16 protein-coding genes and 2 pseudogenes are annotated in these 20,421 nt (G+C 56.1%); 12 read left to right on the forward strand and 6 right to left on the reverse strand.

Going from position 1 to position 20,421, the window contains the following annotated elements; translation table 11 throughout:
* Positions 1-541: 541 nt before the first annotated feature.
* Positions 542-1,450 (reverse strand): LysR family transcriptional regulator, encoded by a 909-nt coding sequence (locus tag RHM65_RS20035; RefSeq protein WP_322169774.1) that lies wholly within the window; start codon positions 1,448-1,450, stop codon positions 542-544.
* A 99-nt stretch (positions 1,451-1,549) separates the two neighbouring features.
* Between RHM65_RS20035 and RHM65_RS20040 the strand changes: the two genes are divergently transcribed.
* The gene (locus RHM65_RS20040; RefSeq protein WP_322169773.1) at positions 1,550-2,725 is read left to right on the forward strand and encodes an aspartate aminotransferase family protein; all 1,176 of its coding nucleotides are present in this window, start codon (positions 1,550-1,552) and stop codon (positions 2,723-2,725) included.
* A gap of 107 nt (positions 2,726-2,832) precedes the next feature.
* On the opposite strand, the gene RHM65_RS20045 is transcribed toward RHM65_RS20040, so the two are convergent.
* Positions 2,833-3,375: a cytochrome b gene (locus tag RHM65_RS20045; RefSeq protein ID WP_322169771.1), complete on the reverse strand. Its 543-nt coding sequence runs from the start codon at positions 3,373-3,375 to the stop codon at positions 2,833-2,835.
* A 176-nt stretch (positions 3,376-3,551) separates the two neighbouring features.
* On the opposite strand from RHM65_RS20045, the gene RHM65_RS20050 reads away from it, so the two are divergent.
* The 7 genes and pseudogenes from RHM65_RS20050 to RHM65_RS20080 all read left to right on the forward strand — a co-directional run bounded on the left by RHM65_RS20050 (position 3,552) and on the right by RHM65_RS20080 (position 9,861).
* Entirely contained in the window at positions 3,552-4,229 is a 678-nt protein-coding gene (locus RHM65_RS20050; protein ID WP_322169769.1) for a thermostable hemolysin, read from the forward strand.
* Positions 4,219-5,699: pseudogene (locus RHM65_RS20055) on the forward strand (AMP-binding protein). The gene RHM65_RS20050 and the pseudogene RHM65_RS20055 overlap by 11 nt, the downstream one beginning before the upstream one ends.
* A complete protein-coding gene (locus RHM65_RS20060; protein ID WP_322169767.1) occupies positions 5,696-6,385 on the forward strand; it encodes an iron-containing redox enzyme family protein in 690 nt (229 codons plus the stop codon). Before RHM65_RS20055 ends, RHM65_RS20060 begins: the two are co-directional and overlap by 4 nt.
* Entirely contained in the window at positions 6,372-7,178 is an 807-nt protein-coding gene (locus RHM65_RS20065) for an SDR family oxidoreductase (protein WP_322169765.1), read from the forward strand. Before RHM65_RS20060 ends, RHM65_RS20065 begins: the two co-directional genes overlap by 14 nt.
* A 4-nt stretch (positions 7,179-7,182) precedes the next feature.
* Positions 7,183-7,824 (forward strand): hypothetical protein, encoded by a 642-nt coding sequence (locus RHM65_RS20070; protein WP_322169763.1) that lies wholly within the window; start codon positions 7,183-7,185, stop codon positions 7,822-7,824.
* A 10-nt stretch (positions 7,825-7,834) separates the two neighbouring features.
* Entirely contained in the window at positions 7,835-8,497 is a 663-nt protein-coding gene (locus RHM65_RS20075) for a response regulator (RefSeq protein WP_322169761.1), read from the forward strand.
* Complete coding sequence (locus tag RHM65_RS20080) at positions 8,494-9,861, forward strand: ATP-binding protein (protein WP_322169758.1); 1,368 nt, start codon at positions 8,494-8,496, stop codon at positions 9,859-9,861. The genes RHM65_RS20075 and RHM65_RS20080 overlap by 4 nt, the downstream gene beginning before the upstream one ends.
* A 147-nt stretch (positions 9,862-10,008) precedes the next feature.
* Here RHM65_RS20080 and RHM65_RS20085 read toward each other — a convergent pair whose 3' ends face one another.
* Positions 10,009-10,611 carry a c-type cytochrome gene (locus RHM65_RS20085; protein WP_322169756.1) on the reverse strand — a complete coding sequence of 201 codons (603 nt, stop codon included), beginning with the start codon at positions 10,609-10,611 and terminating at the stop codon, positions 10,009-10,011.
* Positions 10,612-10,668: 57 nt separating this feature from the next.
* The gene (locus tag RHM65_RS20090; protein WP_322169754.1) at positions 10,669-11,211 is read right to left on the reverse strand and encodes a cytochrome b; all 543 of its coding nucleotides are present in this window, start codon (positions 11,209-11,211) and stop codon (positions 10,669-10,671) included.
* Between the two features lie 305 nt (positions 11,212-11,516).
* Here RHM65_RS20090 and RHM65_RS25495 point away from each other — a divergent pair.
* Positions 11,517-12,287, forward strand: a pseudogene (locus RHM65_RS25495) (MCP four helix bundle domain-containing protein); the annotation flags it as partial.
* Positions 12,288-12,353: 66 nt separating this feature from the next.
* Positions 12,354-13,142: a methyl-accepting chemotaxis protein gene (locus RHM65_RS25500; protein WP_416195144.1), complete on the forward strand. Its 789-nt coding sequence runs from the start codon at positions 12,354-12,356 to the stop codon at positions 13,140-13,142.
* Positions 13,143-13,175: 33 nt separating this feature from the next.
* Here RHM65_RS25500 and RHM65_RS20100 read toward each other — a convergent pair whose 3' ends face one another.
* Positions 13,176-15,164 (reverse strand): acyltransferase family protein, encoded by a 1,989-nt coding sequence (locus tag RHM65_RS20100; RefSeq protein ID WP_322169750.1) that lies wholly within the window; start codon positions 15,162-15,164, stop codon positions 13,176-13,178.
* Positions 15,165-15,429: 265 nt separating this feature from the next.
* On the opposite strand from RHM65_RS20100, the gene RHM65_RS20105 reads away from it, so the two are divergent.
* The gene (locus RHM65_RS20105; protein WP_322169748.1) at positions 15,430-16,008 is read left to right on the forward strand and encodes a hypothetical protein; all 579 of its coding nucleotides are present in this window, start codon (positions 15,430-15,432) and stop codon (positions 16,006-16,008) included.
* A 16-nt stretch (positions 16,009-16,024) separates the two neighbouring features.
* Here the strand turns inward: RHM65_RS20105 and RHM65_RS20110 are convergent, their stop codons facing one another.
* A complete protein-coding gene (locus RHM65_RS20110; RefSeq protein WP_416194794.1) occupies positions 16,025-16,681 on the reverse strand; it encodes an ATPase in 657 nt (218 codons plus the stop codon).
* A gap of 267 nt (positions 16,682-16,948) precedes the next feature.
* Here RHM65_RS20110 and RHM65_RS20115 point away from each other — a divergent pair, with 267 nt between their 5' ends.
* Positions 16,949-20,227 carry an acetyl-CoA carboxylase family protein gene (locus RHM65_RS20115; RefSeq protein WP_322169744.1) on the forward strand — a complete coding sequence of 1,093 codons (3,279 nt, stop codon included), beginning with the start codon at positions 16,949-16,951 and terminating at the stop codon, positions 20,225-20,227.
* Positions 20,228-20,421: the final 194 nt, after the last annotated feature.

Raw genomic sequence — 20,421 nt, forward strand, 5'->3', positions numbered from 1 at the left:
GTAAAAGGCGCATCACAATCATGCTCAACGATGCCGTCATTCACGCTGCTCGGGGCCAAGCGAATGAAAAAGGCATCGGCTACCAAACCCTCATCACAGTGTATTGCGCGACGCGTTGGGCGTTACCTCAACGAACAGCGGTGCCCGGGTTTGAGTGCAGGCTCAGCGCCCGAAGTAACCAGGTTGAGCCGTCAGAATGTTGAAGCACTTGAGGTCCAGTTGCATGCCATGGCCAAGTCGCTGCATGCGCGTCTGGACGATGACACCGATGCCTCCAGCTGAAGTTGCACGCGATTTACAGAGCCGCCAAGCGCAGTGCACAGAATGGTACACATCCCGTCATCATTTAACGTGATCATCTAAATCGTTAAATGGAATTATTTATTTGTTCGCTGACAGAGGAAGATGGCGCCCTATTTAATCGCGCGGATCTAAAGCACATGTACCTCAACCTTGCCATTGCCTGGACCATCGTCATTTCGTTTTCCATCGCATTGCTGCATCTCTGATTCACGCCGGGCAAACGCCCGCAGCCGACGTGCTAACCTTCCCGCCCCCAAAGCTCTACCGCGTAATCGACAAAACGCCTGAGTTTCGGTAATCGATAACGGTCCTGTGCGTACACCAGGTGCATCGGCCGACGCGGCAGTTGGTAATCCTGCAACAGCGCTACCAGTTTGCCGTCGCGCAGATCCTGACTGATCAGCAAGTCGGGCATCATTACCACGCCCATCCCGGCGATCGCTGCTTGGCGCAAACCGGGTGTGCTGTTGATTGCCATTGGCCCGGAAACCGGAATCACCACCTCACCTTCCGCACCTTTCAAGATCCATTGCTTTGCAGCGGAGCGCCATTCATCGCCCGCCGGATAAGCGAATGCCAGGCAGTCATGCTGCCGCAGGTCTTGGGGTTTGAGCGGCGTACCTCGGCGCTGAAGATAGGCGGCCGAAGCGCACATGGTCAGGGTGTAGTCCTGCAAAGGCCGGGCAATAAGACCTGACGGTTCCAACGTGCCCAACCGTATCGCCGCGTCGAACCCGCCGTCGATGAGATCAAGGACCTGATTGGTCAATTCCACGTCCAGCTTGACCTCGGGAAAGCGCTGCACAAAGCCGCTCATGGCCGGCGCAAGGCATTCGACGCCAAAAGCAGGCGGCGCGGTGATGCGCAATAACCCGCTCGGCACGCCCTGGGCCTGTTCGGCCAAACGCTCGGAGTCGGCCACTAACCCAAGCACTTCGAGGCAGCGTTGATAATAAGCACTGCCGAACTCGGTCAGGCTTTGGCGCCGTGTACTGCGTTTGAGCAAACTGACACCGAGACGTTGCTCCAATGCGCGCAAATGATTCCCGACCATGGTGGTGGACATCGAGCACTGCTGCGCGGCGGCGGTCATGCTGCCCGCCTCCACCACTTTTACGTAAACGGTCATCGATTGGAACAGGTCCATTATCAAGCTCAGCTTTAAATTGATTGAAATAAACACACATTTATCCAACACGCGTTATTAACGATACTGCAGATCTGAACGAATAAGGAGCTCAATATCATGACCACCGCGTGCCTGATGACCACCTACCAACCCTTACCCATCAGTTTTGTCCGAGGTCTCGGCACGCGATTGTGGGATCAAGAGAATCGTGAATATTTGGACGCTGCGGCCGGTGTCGCAGTGACCAATGTCGGTCATTCCCATCCGCGCATCGTCGCTGCAATCAGCGAGCAGGCCGGTCTTTTGCTGCACACCTCGAACCTGTACACCATCGATTGGCAGCAGTGCCTGGCGCAAAAACTGACTCGACTGTCGGGGCTTGACCGGGTGTTTTTCAACAACTCAGGGGCCGAAGCCAATGAAACCGCGCTGAAGCTGGCGCGGCTGCATGGCTGGCAAAAGGGCATTGAGCGGCCGTTGATTGTGGTTATGGATAACGCGTTTCACGGCAGGACACTGGGCACGCTGTCAGCCAGTGATGGACCCGCTGTGCGCTTGGGGTTTCACACGCTGCCGGGGGATTTTCTTAAGGTCAAGTTTGGCGACAGCGCGGCACTCGAGAAAATCGCCGAGACCTACGGTGACCGAATTACTGCCGTGTTGATGGAGCCGATTCAGGGTGAAGCTGGTGTGCAAGTAGCGCCCGCCGGTTACCTCCAGGCAGTGCGCGACCTCTGTAGTCGTCGAGGCTGGTTGCTGATGCTCGATGAAATCCAGACCGGCATCGGCAGAACAGGTCTGATGTTCGCCTTTGAGCACGAACGCATCGTGCCCGACGTGCTGACCTTGGCCAAAGGCCTGGGCAACGGCATCCCGATTGGCGCCTGCGTGGCCCGGGAAAAAGTCGCGAAACTGTTCACTCCCGGCAGCCACGGCAGCACGTTCGGTGGCAATCCATTGGCCTGCCGGGTGGGCTGCACCGTACTGGACATCATCGAAGACCAAGGGCTGTTGAAAAATGCTGAACGTCAGGGCCAACAACTACTTGCCCGCTTACGCGCAGTGTTGGGCGACCATCCAAACGTGATGGCGATACGCGGATTGGGGTTGATGATCGGCCTCGAACTGGCCACGCCCTTGCGGGATTTAACCTTGATCGCAGCGCGCGAACACAGGCTGTTGATCAATGTCACCCGTGGCCAAACCATTCGGTTATTGCCGCCGTTGATTATCAACGATGACGAAGTGGAGATGATCGTAAGCGGGATTTGCCAGGTATTGAACCGGCGCTGAAAGCCCGCGTTAAAGCGGGCTATTGAGCATTTCCAGCAGCCCTAACCCAGGGCGACGCTTGACAGGTATCAATGAGCTAGGGGACCAGGGGATAGGGCCGATCCAGGTTAACGTCTCGGCAGCATGCGCTCTAGCGTGTTGTCTTTTAATAAATAGTGATGAGCCAGACCTGCCGCAGCATGCAAGCCGATCAGCCAATAACCGGCATTGCCGAGCAGTTCGTGCCAGCCTTTGAGCTGCTTGGCAAACACCGGGTCAACCGCCACAGGCGCAGGCAAGAAAAACTCAAAATACGGCACTGGCTTCCCTGATGCTGCAAGCATCAGCCAAGCAAGTATCGGCGTCGCAATCATCAATACATAAAGTGCCAGGTGCATAAGATGAGCACTGCCTGATTGCCAGCGGGGCGGCGGAGGCGAAATGCTCGGTGCAGGACTCAAGCGTCCCAGTAAACGAATCCACACCAGCGCAAAAATCGACAGTCCAAATACTCCGTGCAGCCCCAGAAAAACGCCTCTTAGCGAGTTGCCTCTTGGGAGCAAGCCTTTGAGTTCAATACAGCCATACACACCAACAAATAACGCCAGCATTAACCAATGCAGAGTCATTGATAGCTTTCCATAACGTGGTGACACTAAGGATTGCTTCATGAACGAGACCCGTAAGTAAAATGTAAATACAGTTTAACCGCCCAGTCTTAAGGCAATCTGAAGGCAATCTTAAGGCCGCCTGAAGACCGGCCAGATCGTTTTTTCCACCTTCAGACTCCGTTAAGAAACCGCATCGATACTCCCCCTCTCGCTGGCTGTAGGGGGGAACCTTACCAATGTCTGATCTCAACTGGAATATCTGTTTGCCGCTGAATTTCGGCGGCGCCAGGGCACCCGCTCTGACACTTATCCGTGCACTGCCGCAAGAACCTTTGCGCGATGACTTCGAACTATTTATTCAGGAGCGCTTTCGCAAGGCTCACAACGCCGATGTCCAGCACTTCATGCCGGAGCTGTTCGGCCTGATCGACAGTACTGGCACGCTTTGCGCTGTCACCGGTGTCCGCTTAGCTGTTTCAGGAAAGCTATTTCTAGAGAACTATCTTGATGAGCCCATCGAACATCAAGTTCACGTCGCTGCGGGACGCCCTATTGATCGGCAAAGCATCGTCGAAGTCGGCAATCTCGCTGCCAGTAGCCTGGGCAGCGCGCGACTAAGCATTATTACCATCACTTGGTTGCTGGCGATGGGCGGACTGGAGTGGGTCTCTTTCACCGGCAACACTGGCCTTGTGAACAGTTTCAATCGCCTTGGTTTGCGTCCAGTCACCTTATGTGAGGCAGATCCATTGCGCCTTGGGGATGAACGTTACGCGTGGGGCAGTTACTACGAAACTCAGCCTTGCGTTCATGTGGGCGACATTCGGTCCGGCTTCCTGCACCTCAGCAGCATGGGCATCTTCGAACGCTTCGGTCTTCCGCTGACTCTGGAGCAACGCTGCTATGTCGCTTGAACGTGAAGCCTTCTGGCTGCGGCTGTCGAGTTTCGCCAATGAACAACCACAAAAAACCGCCTTATGGGGCGATGACCTAAAGTTGGATTATTCGGCGCTTCTGGCCGAAATCGAGTTACGTCGACAGCTGCTTCGCGATGCCGACGCGGGTGTAGTGGCGCTCATTCTGGACAACGGCCCCAACGCTTTGATCTGGGACTTGGCAATCCTGTTCGAAGGCTTGACCTGCATAGCATTGCCCATTTTTTTAGCGCCAGTCAGCGGCTGCACTGCCTGGAGCAAAGCCATGCCGACCTAGTCATAGCGGAGCGTGCCTATGACGCGGAACTTGAAGCGGCGCAATACGAAGTATCCAGGCAGTTCTGGCGGCGCACGTTTTCCAGTTCTAGAAACATGCCGCCGAAAACTGCCAAGTTAACCTTTACCTCAGGAACCACCGGTGCCCCTAAAGGCGTTTGCCTCAGTGCTGACAACCTCTTGACCGTTGCTCGGGAGCTGTACGAGGCCAGCCAGCCGGTTCGGCCGGTGCATCACGTGACACTGTTGCCATTGGCGATCCTGCTGGAAAATATCGGGTGCTACGCGGCGTTGTATGCCGGCGCCAGCATCAGCCTTGCGAGTCAGCAAACGCTGGGTATTCAAGGTGCCAGCGGTGTCGACACCCCGCGCTTACTGGCGTATCTGAACCAGCGACGTCCAGACAGTATGATTCTGGTACCGCAACTGCTGTTGCTGATGGTGACGGCCTGCGAGATGGGCGCCCTCGATTCCACGATGCTTCGCTTCGTCGCTGTGGGAGGTGCCCGTGTCAGCCTTGAATTGCTGCTGCGCGCCCAAGCGGCGGGCATCCCGATTTACGAAGGGTATGGCTTGTCGGAATGTGCGTCAGTGGTGGCCCTCAATCGTCCAGCCGCGCACCGGGTGGGCAGCGTGGGCAAACCGCTTCCCCATGTTCAGGTGCGATTGGCTGAGGATGGAGAGGTACTCATTGGTAGCGTGCCCATGCTCGGTTATCTAGGCGATACGCAACCTATACCGTCTTGGTGGCCGACAGGTGATCTCGCTGAGTTCGACGCCCAAGGTTATCTCTACTTAAAGGGTCGCAAAAAAAATCAATTTGTCACCAGTTTTGGTCGCAACGTCAATCCTGAATGGGTAGAAGCGGAACTCACCCAGGGTGGGCGAATCGCGCAGGCTTTCGTCTACGGCGAGGCCATGGCTCACAACCACGCGCTGCTCTGGCCATATCGCGCAGAAATCACTGATCTTGAGCTCGACGACGCCGTCGCCCAGGCCAATCTGACGTTGCCCGACTACGCCAGAATTCATAGTTGGACAAGACTCGAACAACCGTTCAGCACCACCAACGGCCTATCCACAGCCAATGGTCGACCGCGCCGGGACGCAATCCTGAATCAGTACGGTCATCACTTCATTTCATCGAACCCAGTCAAAGGGCTTTCATCATGAGTTTTTTTCAGACATTGCAAGACGCCACCCGCGAAGAACGTGAAACCCTGTTCAATCTGCCGATCATTCATCACGCATTACACGGCCAAGTCAGCCTGGAAAGTTACCGGGCGTTCCTGTCACAAGCCTATTACCACGTGCGTCATACCGTGCCACTGATGATGGCTTGCGGTGCGCGCTTGCCCGCGCATCTGGAATGGCTGCGCGCCGCAGTATGCGAGTACATCGAAGAAGAGTACGGCCATGAGCAATGGATACTCAATGATTTGAGCGCGTGTGGTGCTGATGCAGATGCAGTGCGTGATGGGCAACCCGGAATGCCTATAGAACTGATGGTCGCGTTCCTTTATGACCTGACCGCACGCGCAAACCCGGTGGGTCTGTTTGGCATGGTCAACGTCCTTGAGGGCACCAGCATCGCGCTGGCGACTCACGCCGCAGACAGCATTCGCCAACGACTTGAACTTCCACCTACAGCTTTTAGCTATTTAAGTTCGCACGGCAGCCTCGACATTGGCCATATGGAAACCTACCGAAAGCTGATGGACCGGGTAGACGACCCAAACGATCAAGCGGCGGTGATTCACGCGTCCAAAGTCGTTTATCGCTTATACACGCAGATGTTTCGCGAGCTGCCCGGCGCTCAGGCACACCTTCTTATGGACCCAGCTCATGCGGCTCGCTGAAACAAGGGTAGTACTCACGGGTGCCAGTGGTGGTATTGGTTTGGCCATCGCAGAAGCACTGTGCAGCGGGGGTGCCGAGGTCTTGGCAGTCTCTCGGCATAGGGAGCCGCTGCTGCCGTTGTTGGTGCTATATCCGCATCTGCTGCATTGGGTGCAAGCGGACTTATCAACTGAAGATGGCCGTAGGCACGTTCTGATGTACGCGCAAGCGCGAGCCCCACACGGCATCAATATGCTAATCAATGCAGCTGGCACCAACCAGTTCGCGATGCTGGAACAGTTGCCGGCCAGCGAGATCGATTCGATGCTGACGATCAACCTGCATGTGCCGATCCTATTGACCCGCTTGATGCTGCCCGTTCTAAAGCAAGCAAAAAAAGCCATGATCGTGAATGTCGGCTCGACCTATGGCTCCATCGGCTATGCAGGGTACGCAACTTATTGCGCCAGCAAATTTGCGTTACGCGGGTTTTCTGAAGCGCTTCGCCGTGAGCTGGCGGATACCCGCATCGGCGTTCTGTATGTGGCGCCAAGGGCTACCCGAACCGCTATGAATAGCACCGCCGCCCAAGCGTTGAATGATGCGTTGAAATCCAACGTTGATGACCCCCATCACGTCGCTAAGGCAGTTCTTCACGCGATCGCCGGTGACCAGCGAGAGCTCTATCTAGGCTGGCCGGAGCGATTTTTTGTTGGGATCAACAGCATTTTGCCAACCTTGGTCGACCGAGCACTGCGTAAGCACCTGCCTTTAATTCGTCGCCTGAGCGACGTACCGTCAAAAGAGAAATAACACCATGAAAAGAATCGCACTTGCTCTTTTAGGCATGTTTGGTCTGCCCCTTTGGGCGATGGACGCTACTGACCAACAACGTCTCGTCGCCATCCAGCAGGATTGGGCGCGTATTCAATACGAGTTGCCGCAAGAGCAACGTGTCGCTGCTTTTGAAGCACTGTCAACGCAGGCTTTGGCCTTCGTTCAGGATCGTCCGAATACAGCTGAAGCGTGGATCTGGTCCGGTATTGTCACCAGCAGTTGGGCCGGCGCTCAAGGCGGACTCGGTGCGTTGAGCAAAGCCAAGCAAGCGAAAACCGACCTGGAAAAAGCGTTGAGTCTAGACCCCAACGCTTTACAGGGGTCCGCTTATACCAGCCTCGCGGCACTGTATGATCGCGTACCTGGCTGGCCAATAGGCTTTGGTGACTCGGACAAGGCACAACAGCTTCTAGAACAAGGGTTGTTGCTCAATCCCGGGGGTATCGACACGCTTTACTTCTGGGGTGACCACCTGTTCCGTCAAGGGCATTATGCTCAAGCCCGAGACGCGTTGAACAAAGCGTTACAGGCGCCGCGCCGCCCAGGTCGTGAACAGGCGGATGCGGGCCGCAAAAAAGACATTCAGCTATTGCTAGCCGATGTGAACAAGAAGCTTAAATAACGGAGACACCATGCGTTTGCTGCTCATCGAAGACGACGTTGCACTCGGAGAAGGCATTCATCAAGCCCTCAGTCGAGAGGGCTATACCGTCGACTGGCTAAAGGATGGAAGCAGTGCACTGCACGCGTTGCTCAGTGAAACCTTTGATCTGGCGATTCTCGACCTTGGCCTGCCGAAGCTTGATGGCCTGGAGGTGTTGCGTCGCCTGCGCCATAGCGGCTCGAACCTGCCAGTGCTGATACTCACCGCACACGACGCCACCGAGGATCGGATTGCCGGATTGGACATTGGTGCTGATGACTACTTAGTAAAACCTTTTGATGTCTCTGAACTGAAGGCTAGGCTACGCGCGTTGTTGCGCCGCAGCGCTGGCCGCGCCAAGGTGCTGATTGAGCACGCAGGCATCAGCCTAAACCCGAGCACGCAGCTGGTGAGCTACAACAACGAGGCGGTCGCCCTGACGCCCAAGGAATATCAGTTGCTGTACGAACTGCTCTCGCCGCCTGGTCGCGTGATGACGCGAGATCGCTTAATGCAATTGTTGTACGGCTGGAGCGAGGAAGCCGAGAGCAACACGCTTGAAGTGCACATCCACCATCTGCGCAAAAAATTCTCAAGCGACCTGATCCGTACGATTAGAGGGGTGGGCTATCTGGTGGAAGAGCGCTCTTGAATTCGATCCGTCACCGCACCCTGACCCTGATCATCGGCCTGCTGCTGGTGGGCCTACTCATCCTGACCGTCTTCAATGTGCATGACAGCAACCACGAGATTGCCGAAGTATACGATGCCCAACTGGCGCAAAATGCGCGTCTGCTGGAGGGCGTTATGCGCATGCCCTTGGAGCATATTGAACACGAAAAACTTTATCAGGCCTTCAATCATGCGCTGGCCCACGCGGAGCCACGAGTCGACGGGCATCCTTACGAAAGCAAGATTGCCTTTCAAGTGTGGGACAAAGACGGCAAATCGGTGGTGCATACCGCCAGCGCACCGGCCTTTATCAACCCTGCGCAAGGAACCGGCTTCAGCGATTTGATTGACATGAACAAACAGAATTGGCGCTGTTTTGTGCTTATTGATGCAGAGCACGGGCTGCGAATTTGGGTGGGCGAGCGTGATGATGTACGTTCGGACATCGTCAACCGTATCGTTCGTCACACGGTCTTACCCAATATGATCGGCAGCCTGCTGCTGATCATATCTATTTGGCTGGCCATCGGCTGGGGACTCAAACCGCTGGCCAACTTTGCAAGTACCCTCAGGGAGCGTCACTCTGGCTCGTTGGAGCCTTTGCGTCTATCGCCACTGCCGAGCGAACTCGAGCCGATGCAGGCCGCGTTGAATAGGTTACTGGGGCAAATCCAGGACTTACTCAGTCGCGAACGACGATTAATTGCTGACGCAGCCCATGAGATGCGCACACCATTGGCCATTCTCAGGGTTCATGCGCAAAACGTGCTGGAGGCACGTAACGAAGAACAGCGGCGCGAATCGTTGAGCTACCTGATCATTGGTGTCGATCGCACTACCCGATTGATTAATCAACTGCTGACCATCGCCCGCTTGGAACCAAGCCCATTATCCGTCAGCAAAAAGCCTGTGGACGTGGTCAACGCTGTGCGCGAAAGCCTTGTGCAACTGACACCTTGGGTACTGAACAAAGGACTGGAATTGTCCTACGAATGCATCGATCAGACCCACGAGGTAAGCGTCGATTTTGCGGCCATCGACATCGCCCTCCACAACCTCATCACCAATGCCGTCAACTTCTCCCCTGCCGGCGGACAAGTCACCGTGGGCTTATTTTTCTCAAAAAATCACTACTGGCTGACGGTCGACGATCAAGGCCCCGGTATCGACGAGATGGAGCGCGAACGACTGTTTGAGCCCTTCTACAGTCGGGGCAATGATCAGGGGGTCGGGCTTGGGCTGGCTATCGTAAAAAAGGTTGCTCTGCTGGTCGGCGGTGAAATAAGCCTCGACAATTTGGCGTCCGGTGGGCTTCGTGCAAGCTTGAAAATACCGCTTGGTTAATTTTCAAAGCCCTAGCCACGGTGCTCCAGCCGCTCGCTGAACGCCATCACTCCGATTAGGGTCGTTACCGTTTCCGCGTAACCCGCCGAAACGGCAACGGCCCTCTTTAATATCAGAGCCGGTTTTTCAACGATGCGCGCCGGCCAATCACTTTTGCTTCGAGAGGAACTCCACCAGATCGGCACGCTCTTTAGGTTCACTTATGCCCTTAAACTTCATAGTTGTGCCCGGCAACATTGCTCTGGAGTTGGTCACGTAAGCGTCGAGCTTGTCCGGTGTCCATGTAAGGTTTGCGGTCTTCATGGCCTCGGAATACTTTCGGTAGCCAGGAACGCTACCCGCAGCCCGCCCGCTGACGCCGAAAAGCCCAGGACCTTTCTTGTTTTTCAACGGATTGGCGAGGCTGTGGCATCGCGCACAATGGGCGTCGTAGGATTTAGCCCCCGCGGTCGCGTCGGCGGCGCGTGCAACAGGCGTCAATCCCGTTGCGGCCAGACACGTAATCATCCAAATATACCTTAGGGTCGTCGTTTTGGACTTGAGCATGTTCATCCCTCTCGCAGTCATTAAAGGGCAGTCCAGACCCGCCGCCAGTGAAGCGCCTAGATTCTGGGTTTCACGAATCAAGCTACTGTTGAGGGTAAACACATGCCGACCAGTACCTAGGTACTGATAGGTGGCGTCCAGCCGTACGTCGCGATAATTGTTAGTAGTACCCGAGGTTGTGCCGGAGTGAATATCCGCGCTCAAGCCAAGCAGGCCAGCACTGAAGTTCTAACGATCGAACGTGTTCGCCCCTGGAGCGATTCATTGCGGCGAATCAAGAAGCATAGAGCGCAGCACCTGATCTTTACGCCAGAAGTGGTGCCAGAGTGCAGCGCTAATGTGCAGCCCGATTAAGGCGATAAAGACCCAGCCACCGGTTTCGTGAAGGTCGCCTAACTGGTCCGCCAGATCGCGGTTTTTAGAGACCAGCGCCGGCAGGTCGTACACCCCGAAAAGGGTGAGGGGTTCCCCTTGGGCGCTGGTTAGGAGCCAGCCGGCAAATGGCACGGCCAGCAGAAAAAAATACAGGGCGCTGTGACCCGCCTTGGCGACAATGCGAACGGATTTGGACAAGCCAGCGTTAACTCCGCTGGAATTGGTGACCAAGCGGGTCAGCAGTCGAACAACCGCCAAAAACAAAATCGATACACCCATGGAGCGATGCAGGCCAATCAACAAGCTTTGCCAATTATCGTCTTCCACCACCTCTCGCAGCAGTACAGAACCTACGGCGACAAAGATGGCTATGGCCGTCGCCCAGTGCATTGCGATGGTCAGGTCATGATACCGAGCGTTGTTATTCATACTCTTGCCTCAAAGTGCGGATCGGAATCGACGCTAAATTCGCAGCCGAACCTTAAGCGCACCTTAAGACAGTAAATTGGATTTTTACCAAGCAGCAATAAGCGTCGCTTTAATGATTCGACATTGTTGACGGCCCGGACAGTTATTGATCAAACAGGCGTTTAGCTGTCTGAAACCTGTCGAGCACCCAAGATAAAGTTTATCCAGTAGGCATACCACACCCTTTAGTTTATAGAGCATTAGTAATAGGCCAGAGACCACTTGCCAAGTGGATCGATGAGGCCTGTGAATTATGGATCAACGTTATGAATCTAAGGTCTCTCAACATCGCTCCTCGAGCCAGCCTCTGCTTTGCCCTGATTACGCTACTCGTTGTCGGTCTAGGCGTGTTTTCGTACCTTCAAATGGGAAACCTTAGAGACGCAGAACAAGCCATCGAAACAAATTGGTTACCGAGCATCAGAACCAGTGACGACATTCAGGTAGCCCTTCTGGAACTGCGGTTATCCGCCACCCGCCTGCTGAGTTCGCGCAACGGCGAGGAGCGCGCCAGCACAACTCAACAGATCACCAAGGCCCGCTCAGCGCTGGCGGAGCGCCTTGATTACTATCGCGCGAACCTGATCTCAAGCGACGCAGAACGCACACTGTTCAATGACACCGCTGCGCTGATGACACGCTACATCGAAGGCACCACTCAATTGGAGGAAGTCAGTGCTAACGACACTGAGCAAGCCGTTGCTTTTGCTAACGGTGAACTGCGTCAGCGAGCATTAGCGATACAGACCAAGTTATCTGAACTTCGTGAACTTAATGCACGAGGAGCCACTCAATCAGGTGTTTCCGCTAAAGCGGCCTATTCAAACAGCGTATTAGTTGTCGGCATTGTCGTTAGCGTCTCGGTGATCATGACCATTGTTCTGGCCTTGCTGTTAACCCGAAGTATCGTCACGCCTATTAACGAGTCGTTGCAGTTGGCACAAGGCATTGCCGAAGGCGACCTGACGCAGCCAATTACTATTAGCGGCACCGATGAAGCTTCTCGTTTAACCGCAGCCTTGGCCCAGATGCAAACAAGTCTGCGGGACACTATCCAGGAAATCGCCAAGTCTTCTACTCAATTGAGTGACGCGGCGGTTGAAATGACGACCATTACCGAAGCCGCCAGCAAAACCTTGCGCCAGCAAAACAGCGAGATTGAGCAAGCCGCCACCGCCGTTAACGAGATGAGTGCCGCGGTGGAAGAAGTGGCACAAAACGCAACGTCCACTTCTGAGGCTGCACGTGAGTCCACCGAGTCCGCCAGGACAGGAAACCTGCGCGTTGGTGATACCTTAAAGGCTATCAACACCCTGACGGCTCAAGTTGAAGTCACCTCGGAACAGATCCAAGGCCTGGCCGGTCAGGCGCAAGACATCAGCAAAGTGCTGAGTGTGATTCGTGCGATAGCCCAACAAACCAACCTGCTGGCGCTAAACGCCGCGATCGAAGCAGCACGTGCAGGCGAACAAGGACGAGGCTTTGCCGTGGTCGCCGATGAGGTCCGTGCACTGGCGCACCGCACGCACACCTCAACCCAGGAAATCGAAGAAATGATTTCTGCCATTCAGCAGCAAAGTGTTTCTGCGGTCACCGCCATGCAACTCAGCGCGGACTTGGCCCATGAGACCAAACAGGCTGCTGACGAAGCCGGGCGCTCACTGGAATCCATCACCCACTCAGTGCGCCAAATCGATGACCGTAATTCGCAAATCGCCACGGCGTCCGAAGAGCAAGCCAGCGTCGCCCGCGAGGTGGACCGCAACTTAACCAGTATCCGCGACCTGGCCATCCAGAGTGATCACGGCACCCGCCAGACCCTCCATGCCAGTAACGAGCTGTCGCGCCTCGCGGTGGGGCTCCACCAAATGGTCCAGCGCTTCAGAGTCTGATAAGGCTCGGTGAATGAGGGTTTAGAACCCTCTTCACAGGTTCTTCAGCGGATTGCCCAAGTCCTTGATGTACTGACCACCCAACGCAGCAGCGGCGATGGAGTTAAGGTGCGTGCCGTCGGTGGTGAAAATGATATTTCCGCTGACCATAGGGCTGCACTCAGGGGCGCAGAGTTCGTCGTTAGGGTCGATCAGCACCACGGCGGGGTACTTGGCTTTGATCTTGTATTCGATGCGCTGAGAATGGGTTTCGGCGGGCTTGAATCTGATGGCTTGCAGGTCCAGATGATGAAGCTTCATCAGCCGCAGTTCATTGACTTTAACCCGCCCGACTTCGGCAAACGGCTGGGCAACGATCACCACTTTCACCCCGGCCGCCAGCAATTCACCCACCGCATTGAAATAGTACTGATCCATTTTTTCGGTCAGGTCTTCAAGTTGAGTGTTATGGATGCTGTAACGCGGGTTTTGATGGTCATAGGCGTTCCAGAAGTTCGACAGAATGGCAATCCGTTGCTTCTTGGCGAACTCGAACCTGTCCGTGGAGTATTTGAGGATCGCCGCCTCCGCTTCCGGAGACAGTTGGCTTTGAATGTCCATGACAAATACCCCAGGAATAGAGGGCATCGAACTCATCGTCGTGTCGTGAATCATCAAGCCCGCATCGGCAGCCAGGGCGTTAATGAAGGGCGCATAGGCGTTGGCAAATGAGTCGCCGATCAACACCCCATCAATGGACTTTTTATTGGCGCCCAAATGGCATTCCTCAATATTGCCAATTTTCGCGGCCTCCATGCAGTTGCTGCGCATGACGTGAGATGTGTTCTGTTCCTGGAGTTCCGCCACCGCCATGTCAGCCTCTGAACGGAAACCGTCAAACCTAACCATGAGCAATGCGACCACGACAATGGCCGCCGATGGCACTAGATAAAGGGATAAGAACACTTTCTGAAACTGCCCCGACTTAATGGCCCTGAACGGTTTTTCGACCCAGTGATAACTCACACAGGACGCCGCAAAAGCGCCCGCCAGAAGCAGCGTCGAATTCAATGGCGTCAGCGCAATGCCACGGTATTCGGCGAGGATTAATACGGGCCAATGCCACAAGTACAACGAGTAAGAAATCTTGCCGACATAGGTCACAGGCGCCAGGCTTAGCCATCGATTGACGATTCCCGGCTGGGGCCCCATTGCGCAAGCAATGATCAACGCCGCGCCCAAACACACCGGCAACGCATCAATTCCCGGAAAGCCCGAACCCTCGTTCAGCATGAACGCGCTGGCGATGATCAATCCCAACCCGACCACCGAGTACAGCGTTGGGTAACGGATGTACCGAGCGATTTTGTCGGATGCGATGGACAGGTAGCTGCCAATCAATAATTCAAAGAACCGAAACGGCAGTAACAAATAGGCCGCATTTCGGTGATGGTGCGAGAACACCTCTGACAGCCCCAACGACAGCAGGAAAATTCCCGCAATAATCCACGTCGGCGAAACCCGGCGCCTGAGTTTGAACAAGACAATAAGGATGATCGGCCAGAACACATAGAACTGTTCTTCCACCGAAATCGACCACGTGTGCAGCAACGGTTCATAACCGGCCGAGCCGAAATAACCGGTGCCAAACAGAAAATACACATTGCTGAGTCCGATCAACGAATAAATGGCGCTTTTCGCAAACGAAATCAGCTCATCGGCAAACAGAAAGTGACTGCAATATAAAAATAACCAAAACAACAGAAATAAATAAGCGGGCAATAGCCGCTTGATTCGTCGTTCGTAAAAGGAACGAAATTTAAAGGTGCCAGCGCTAATTTCCGGGTGAATGATTGAGGTGATCAAGTAGCCGGAAATAACGTAAAACACATCCACCCCAACGAACCCGCCCCACACCGGGAACTTGGCGTGATACAGCGCGACAAGCACCACTGCAATAGCACGAAGGCCATCAATATCCGGTCGGTAGCCGCAGATCCGGGTTGGCTTGGTGGTTTTTGCCCCGTCGTCGTCGTCGCGCATCAATGGCATCCATTTAACTCCCTGTTGTCATAGTTATCGGTGAGTTAAAGCGGCTGCGCTGCGCAAGAGAAATTAAATATTGCTATTGTCCAACCCCGCAAGCATTGAGGGCTGGCGTCAGTTCGATGACTGCGATTAATAAACATGATCGCTTATTCGCACACGGCATTTTGTCCATTCAAACGCAATGAACTCGATCGAGATCATGCCAAATGGATACACTTGTCCATGCTGCGTTGTTGGTTATTTAATGAGGAAAATTCGAATGTCGTTTTTCAGCAAGAACACCGTTGTCATGGCGCTGAGCCTGACGGCACTGTTGGCCGGCATCAGCAGCTACGCCGCGACCCCTGCGGCTGCGGCCACCAAACTGTCGACGCTGGGGGGCAAATTCGCCTTTAGCTTGCCTAGGGGCTACATCGCCCGCCCGTTGCCGCCTGGCGATGCGAAAAACGGAACAGCCGGGGCGACGGGGACGATGTACGTCAACAAGGACGAAAAGCGCGTGATAATCGCGGCTGAAAACGCCCTCCCGAATGGCCTGAAGGCGAGCGATAACGACGATGTATTTCTCGACAACTCGGTGGCTGGCTTCGTGCGTCAGCAGAGTGAAGCCCTGCCTGGCTTCAAGCAAACCAGCGAAAACAGAATGACCATCAAAGGGCTGGGCATCCGCGAGATTGACAGCACGGCCACCATGGGCGGCGGCAACACCCTGAACACCACCTTCCTGTCCGGTTCGGGCAACCATATGTCAGTGGTTCAAGTGGTCTCGCGGGCCGATGATCAGGCCGGACATAGCGCGCTGATCAAACGAATCATCGAAGGCTTGAAAGCTCGCTGAGCTTTGGCCAACCCACTTACGATTTGGCGTTAAGCAAGGTGTAAAGCGAAGCGTCGAATTGTTCTAGCGCGTCGACCTGTACGACGCGTTGCCCATTGATCTCGGCCGCCACTTCAGGTGCAGACTTTCTAAGCGCCCACACGGGCGAGAGGTCTTTGCCGGCGTGGCCTTCGGCTTTACCGATGTAGTTCAGTTGAGCATCAAAGAACTCGGCAACAATACTGGCCTGTACGTCGGGGCTGCGGGGTGTCACGAGCACGTTGCTGGTGTCGAGTAACACGATGACATCAGGCCTGGCGGCCATCAGCGCATCCAGGTTGTCGTAGAAATTAACCGACGCGAACTGGGCCTGCAGTGAGGTCGTCAACCAGTCGATGGCCAACGCGGGGTCAGAACTGGAGACAAACGCTCGTTGTATTTCTTCATCGAGTTGTTGACTGTTTTGGGCGACCGCATGGTAACGCTTAAGGTAAGCCAGATTAGTCACAGTGTTTTCACTGAAGACAACGCCAACCGATTGGGTGTGTTTCAACGCAACGCCCGAAGCTTGGGTCGCCGCTCTGAACACGCCGTCCTTATTGTCGTAGGACTGAGCAGCACCGGTAGCACAACCGGCCAACACGACCACAAGGGCAAGCAACGCTGCAATTCGAATCTTCATGTACGTCTCCAAGGCCTCGGTTGGCAGAACGCCATCCTGAACCTTCTTTCGGAAAAGCCCCCGTCTCAAATAGTGATGGTCAGTATCGACTAAACAGATAGTGGTCAGGTTTGCAATGCGGCGCGTACGCACACTGTAAATATCCACACTGGCGCCGACGATTCAACACAACCCATCACCGCCTATTCATGCGCTGGATTGTGTGCTCATCCGCGTTTGTCTTTCGCGATCACCCGCCTAAGATCCCTGCTCCTGCCCGTCAAAAACAAGAAGAGCTGCATGAACCCAGACGCCATGCGTTGCCTGTTGATCGCCAATCGCGGCGAGATCGCCATTCGTATTGCCCGCGCGGCTGCCGAGATGGGTATCCGCAGCGTCGCGGTATACGCTGAAGATGACGCAACGTCGCTGCACTGCCAAAAAGCCGATGTCGCCGTTGCGCTCAACGGCCGTGGTGCAGCAGCCTATTTGGATCAACAGCAATTGATCGACCTTGCGCTGGCCAATGGCTGCGACGCGCTGCACCCCGGCTATGGGTTCCTTAGTGAAAACCCTGCGTTCGCCCGCCTGTGCCTTGAGGCGGGCATCTGCTTTGTCGGGCCCACGCCCGACACCCTGGCACTGTTCGGCGACAAAACCCAAGCCCGCGCCCTGGCCCAACGCTGCGGCGTGCCGCTGGCCCAAGGCAGTAACCGCGCCACCACACTGAAAGAAGCTGAAGCGTTTCTCGCCCACGGCCCGATCATGCTTAAAGCCTTGGTCGGCGGTGGAGGTAGGGGCATGCGCGTGGTGCATCAGCCCGGCGAATTGGCCCAAGCCTTCGAGCGCTGCCAATCCGAAGCGCGCTCGGCCTTCGGCAGCGATGCGCTGTACGTCGAACGCCTGATCGAAAACGCCCGGCATATTGAAGTTCAGGTACTGGGCGATGGTGAGCGCGTGGTTCACCTGTGGGAGCGCGATTGCTCGCTTCAGCGGCGCCAGCAAAAGGTCATCGAGATTGCCCCGAGCCCCGGCCTTGATCCTCTGCTGCGTCAACGTATTCTCGACGCAGCCTTGACCTTGGCCAGTGCCACGCACTATCGCGGAGTCGGTACGTTCGAATTTCTGGTGGACGACGCCACCGGCGAGTTTGTATTCATGGAAGCCAACCCACGTATTCAGGTCGAGCACACCATCACCGAAGCCATTACCGGTGTCGACTTGGTGCAAACGCAACTGCAAATAGCCATGGGCGCCACGCTGCTTGAGCTGGGTTTAACCGAGCCGGTCACACCGCGCGGCGTCGCCATCCAGCTGCGGATCAACCTGGAAAGCATGCAAGCAGATGGCAGCGTTCGCGCCAGCGGTGGGGTTATCAGGGTGTACGAACCGCCCACCGGCCAAGGCATTCGGGTCGATGGCTACGGCTATTGCGGTTATACGAGCAACCCCGGTTACGACTCATTGCTGGCCAAACTGATCGTCCACGGCGATGACTATACCGTTGCCCTGCGTCGCGCCTACCGAGCCGTGTGTGAGTTCCGTCTGGAAGGCGTGGCCAGCAATATCGGTTTTCTGCAAAACCTGCTGCGTCGACCCGAACTGGCGAGTAATCGCCTTGATACGCGCTTTATCGAGCGGCACATCGGTGAACTGCTGAACACCTCGGCCTCAGAGCATCGCACGCTGTTCTTCAGCAGTCGTGCCCTGCCCGACGCCCCACTGCACACGCAAATGACGGCGCCCGCCGGTTGCCTGTCGTTGAGTACGCCGAGCCAAGGCGTATTGGTCTGTTTTGAAGTGGCGGTGGGCGATGCCATTGCCGTCGGCGAACCCATCGCCGTTCTCGAAGCCATGAAAATGGAGTTCGTGGTCAAGGCCAGCCACAGCGGCATTGTCCATACCCTGGTCATCGCGCCGGGCGACAGCGTCTTCGAAGGCACCGCGCTGCTGTTCATCGAGCCGGCCGATGTCGACCCCGGCGCCGTCTTCACCGAAGAAAGCCTCGACCTCGATCACCTGCGCGCCGATTTGGCCGAAGTGCTCGAACGCCACGCCCTTACCGGCGACGCCCGCCGCCCCGAAGCCGTGGCCCGGCGCCGCAAGACCGGGCAGCGCACCGCCCGCGAAAACCTCGACCATTTAATCGATGCCGACAGCTTCATTGAATACGGCACCCTTGCGCTGGCCGCCCAACGCCGCCGTCGCTCAGTTGAAGACTTGATTCAGCAAAGCCCGGCAGACGGCCTGATCGCCGGAATCGGCACGGTCAACGCGCAGCAGTTTGGCAACGAAGCCGCACGCTGCATGGTCATCGCTTACGACTACACGGTGTTCGCCGGCACTCAAGGGGTGATAAATCACAAAAAAACCGACCGCATGCTCAACCTCGCCGAACAGTGGCGATTGCCGTTGATACTGTTTGCCGAAGGTGGCGGCGGACGACCGGGAGATACCGATTTCGTTGGCGTGGCCGGGCTCGATTGCCACACCTTCGTCGGCATGGCCAAGCTCTCCGGTTTGGTGCCGCTGATTGGCGTGGTCTCCGGTCGTTGCTTTGCCGGTAATGCCGCGCTGCTGGGCTGCTGCAACGTGATCATCGCCACCCGTAACGCCAGCATTGGCATGGCCGGGCCGGCGATGATCGAGGGCGGTGGGCTTGGCAGCTTCCGCGCTGAAGACGTCGGCCCGACCTCCGTGCAAGCGCCCAACGGGGTGATCGACGTGTTGGTGGAAGACGAGGCTGAAGCGGTTGAGGTTGCCCAACGTTACCTGTCGTATTTCCAGGGCACGTTGAGCCAATGGGCATGCGCCGACCAACGCGCGTTGCGACAACTGATCCCGGAAAACCGCCTGCGCGCCTACGACATTCGCGGGCTGATCGAGACCTTGGCCGACAGCGGCTCAGTGCTTGAACTTCGGCATCAATTCGCGCCGGGAATGCTCACGGCGTTGATCCGTATCGAAGGTCGAGCATTCGGGTTGCTGGCCAACAACCCCATGCACTTGGGTGGCGCTATCGACGCGCAATCCGGGGACAAGGCCGCGCGCTTCATGCAGCTTTGCGAAGCGTTCGACCTGCCGATGGTTTCACTGTGTGACACCCCCGGTTTCATGGTCGGCCCAGATGCAGAAAAACAGGCCACGGTGCGCCACGTTTCGCGCATGTTCGTCACCGCCGCGAGCCTGACGGTGCCGTTTTTCACCGTTGTCCTGCGCAAGGGTTACGGCCTCGGCGCCCAAGCCATGGCGGCCGGCAGTTTTCATTCGCCCCTGTTCACCCTCGCGTGGCCCAGCGCTGAATTCGGCGCCATGGGCCTCGAAGGCGCGGTGCGGCTGGGCTTTGCTAAAGAACTGGCCGCGCTGGAAAACCTCGAAGAACGCCAGCAACTGTTCGACAAGATGGTCGCCAAGGCCTACCAGAACGGCAAGGCGATCAACATGGCCAGCTTCTTGGAAATCGATGCCGTGATCGACCCCCAAGAAACCCGCCGCTGGCTCACACGCGGGGTCAACGCAGTGCCGGGTAAACCAGCGGCACCCATCGATAAAAAACGCGGGTTTGTGGACACTTGGTGAGGTCCACAGTTGGATCGCGGATTGCCCTGTGGGAACCGCTCCGGCTGCTGCATCTGTAGGAGCTGCCGAAGGCTGCGATGCGGTCGGAAGGACCTTCGCCAACACCTTGGCTACAGATGGCCGCCCGCCTACAGATCGCCCGTGAATTGAATATCAAATTGCGCAAAGAGGCCCCATGAAACCATGCGGCCGAA

Origin of the sequence: Pseudomonas sp. CCI4.2 (assembly GCF_034350045.1) — a bacterium.
Lineage (GTDB): Bacteria > Pseudomonadota > Gammaproteobacteria > Pseudomonadales > Pseudomonadaceae > Aquipseudomonas.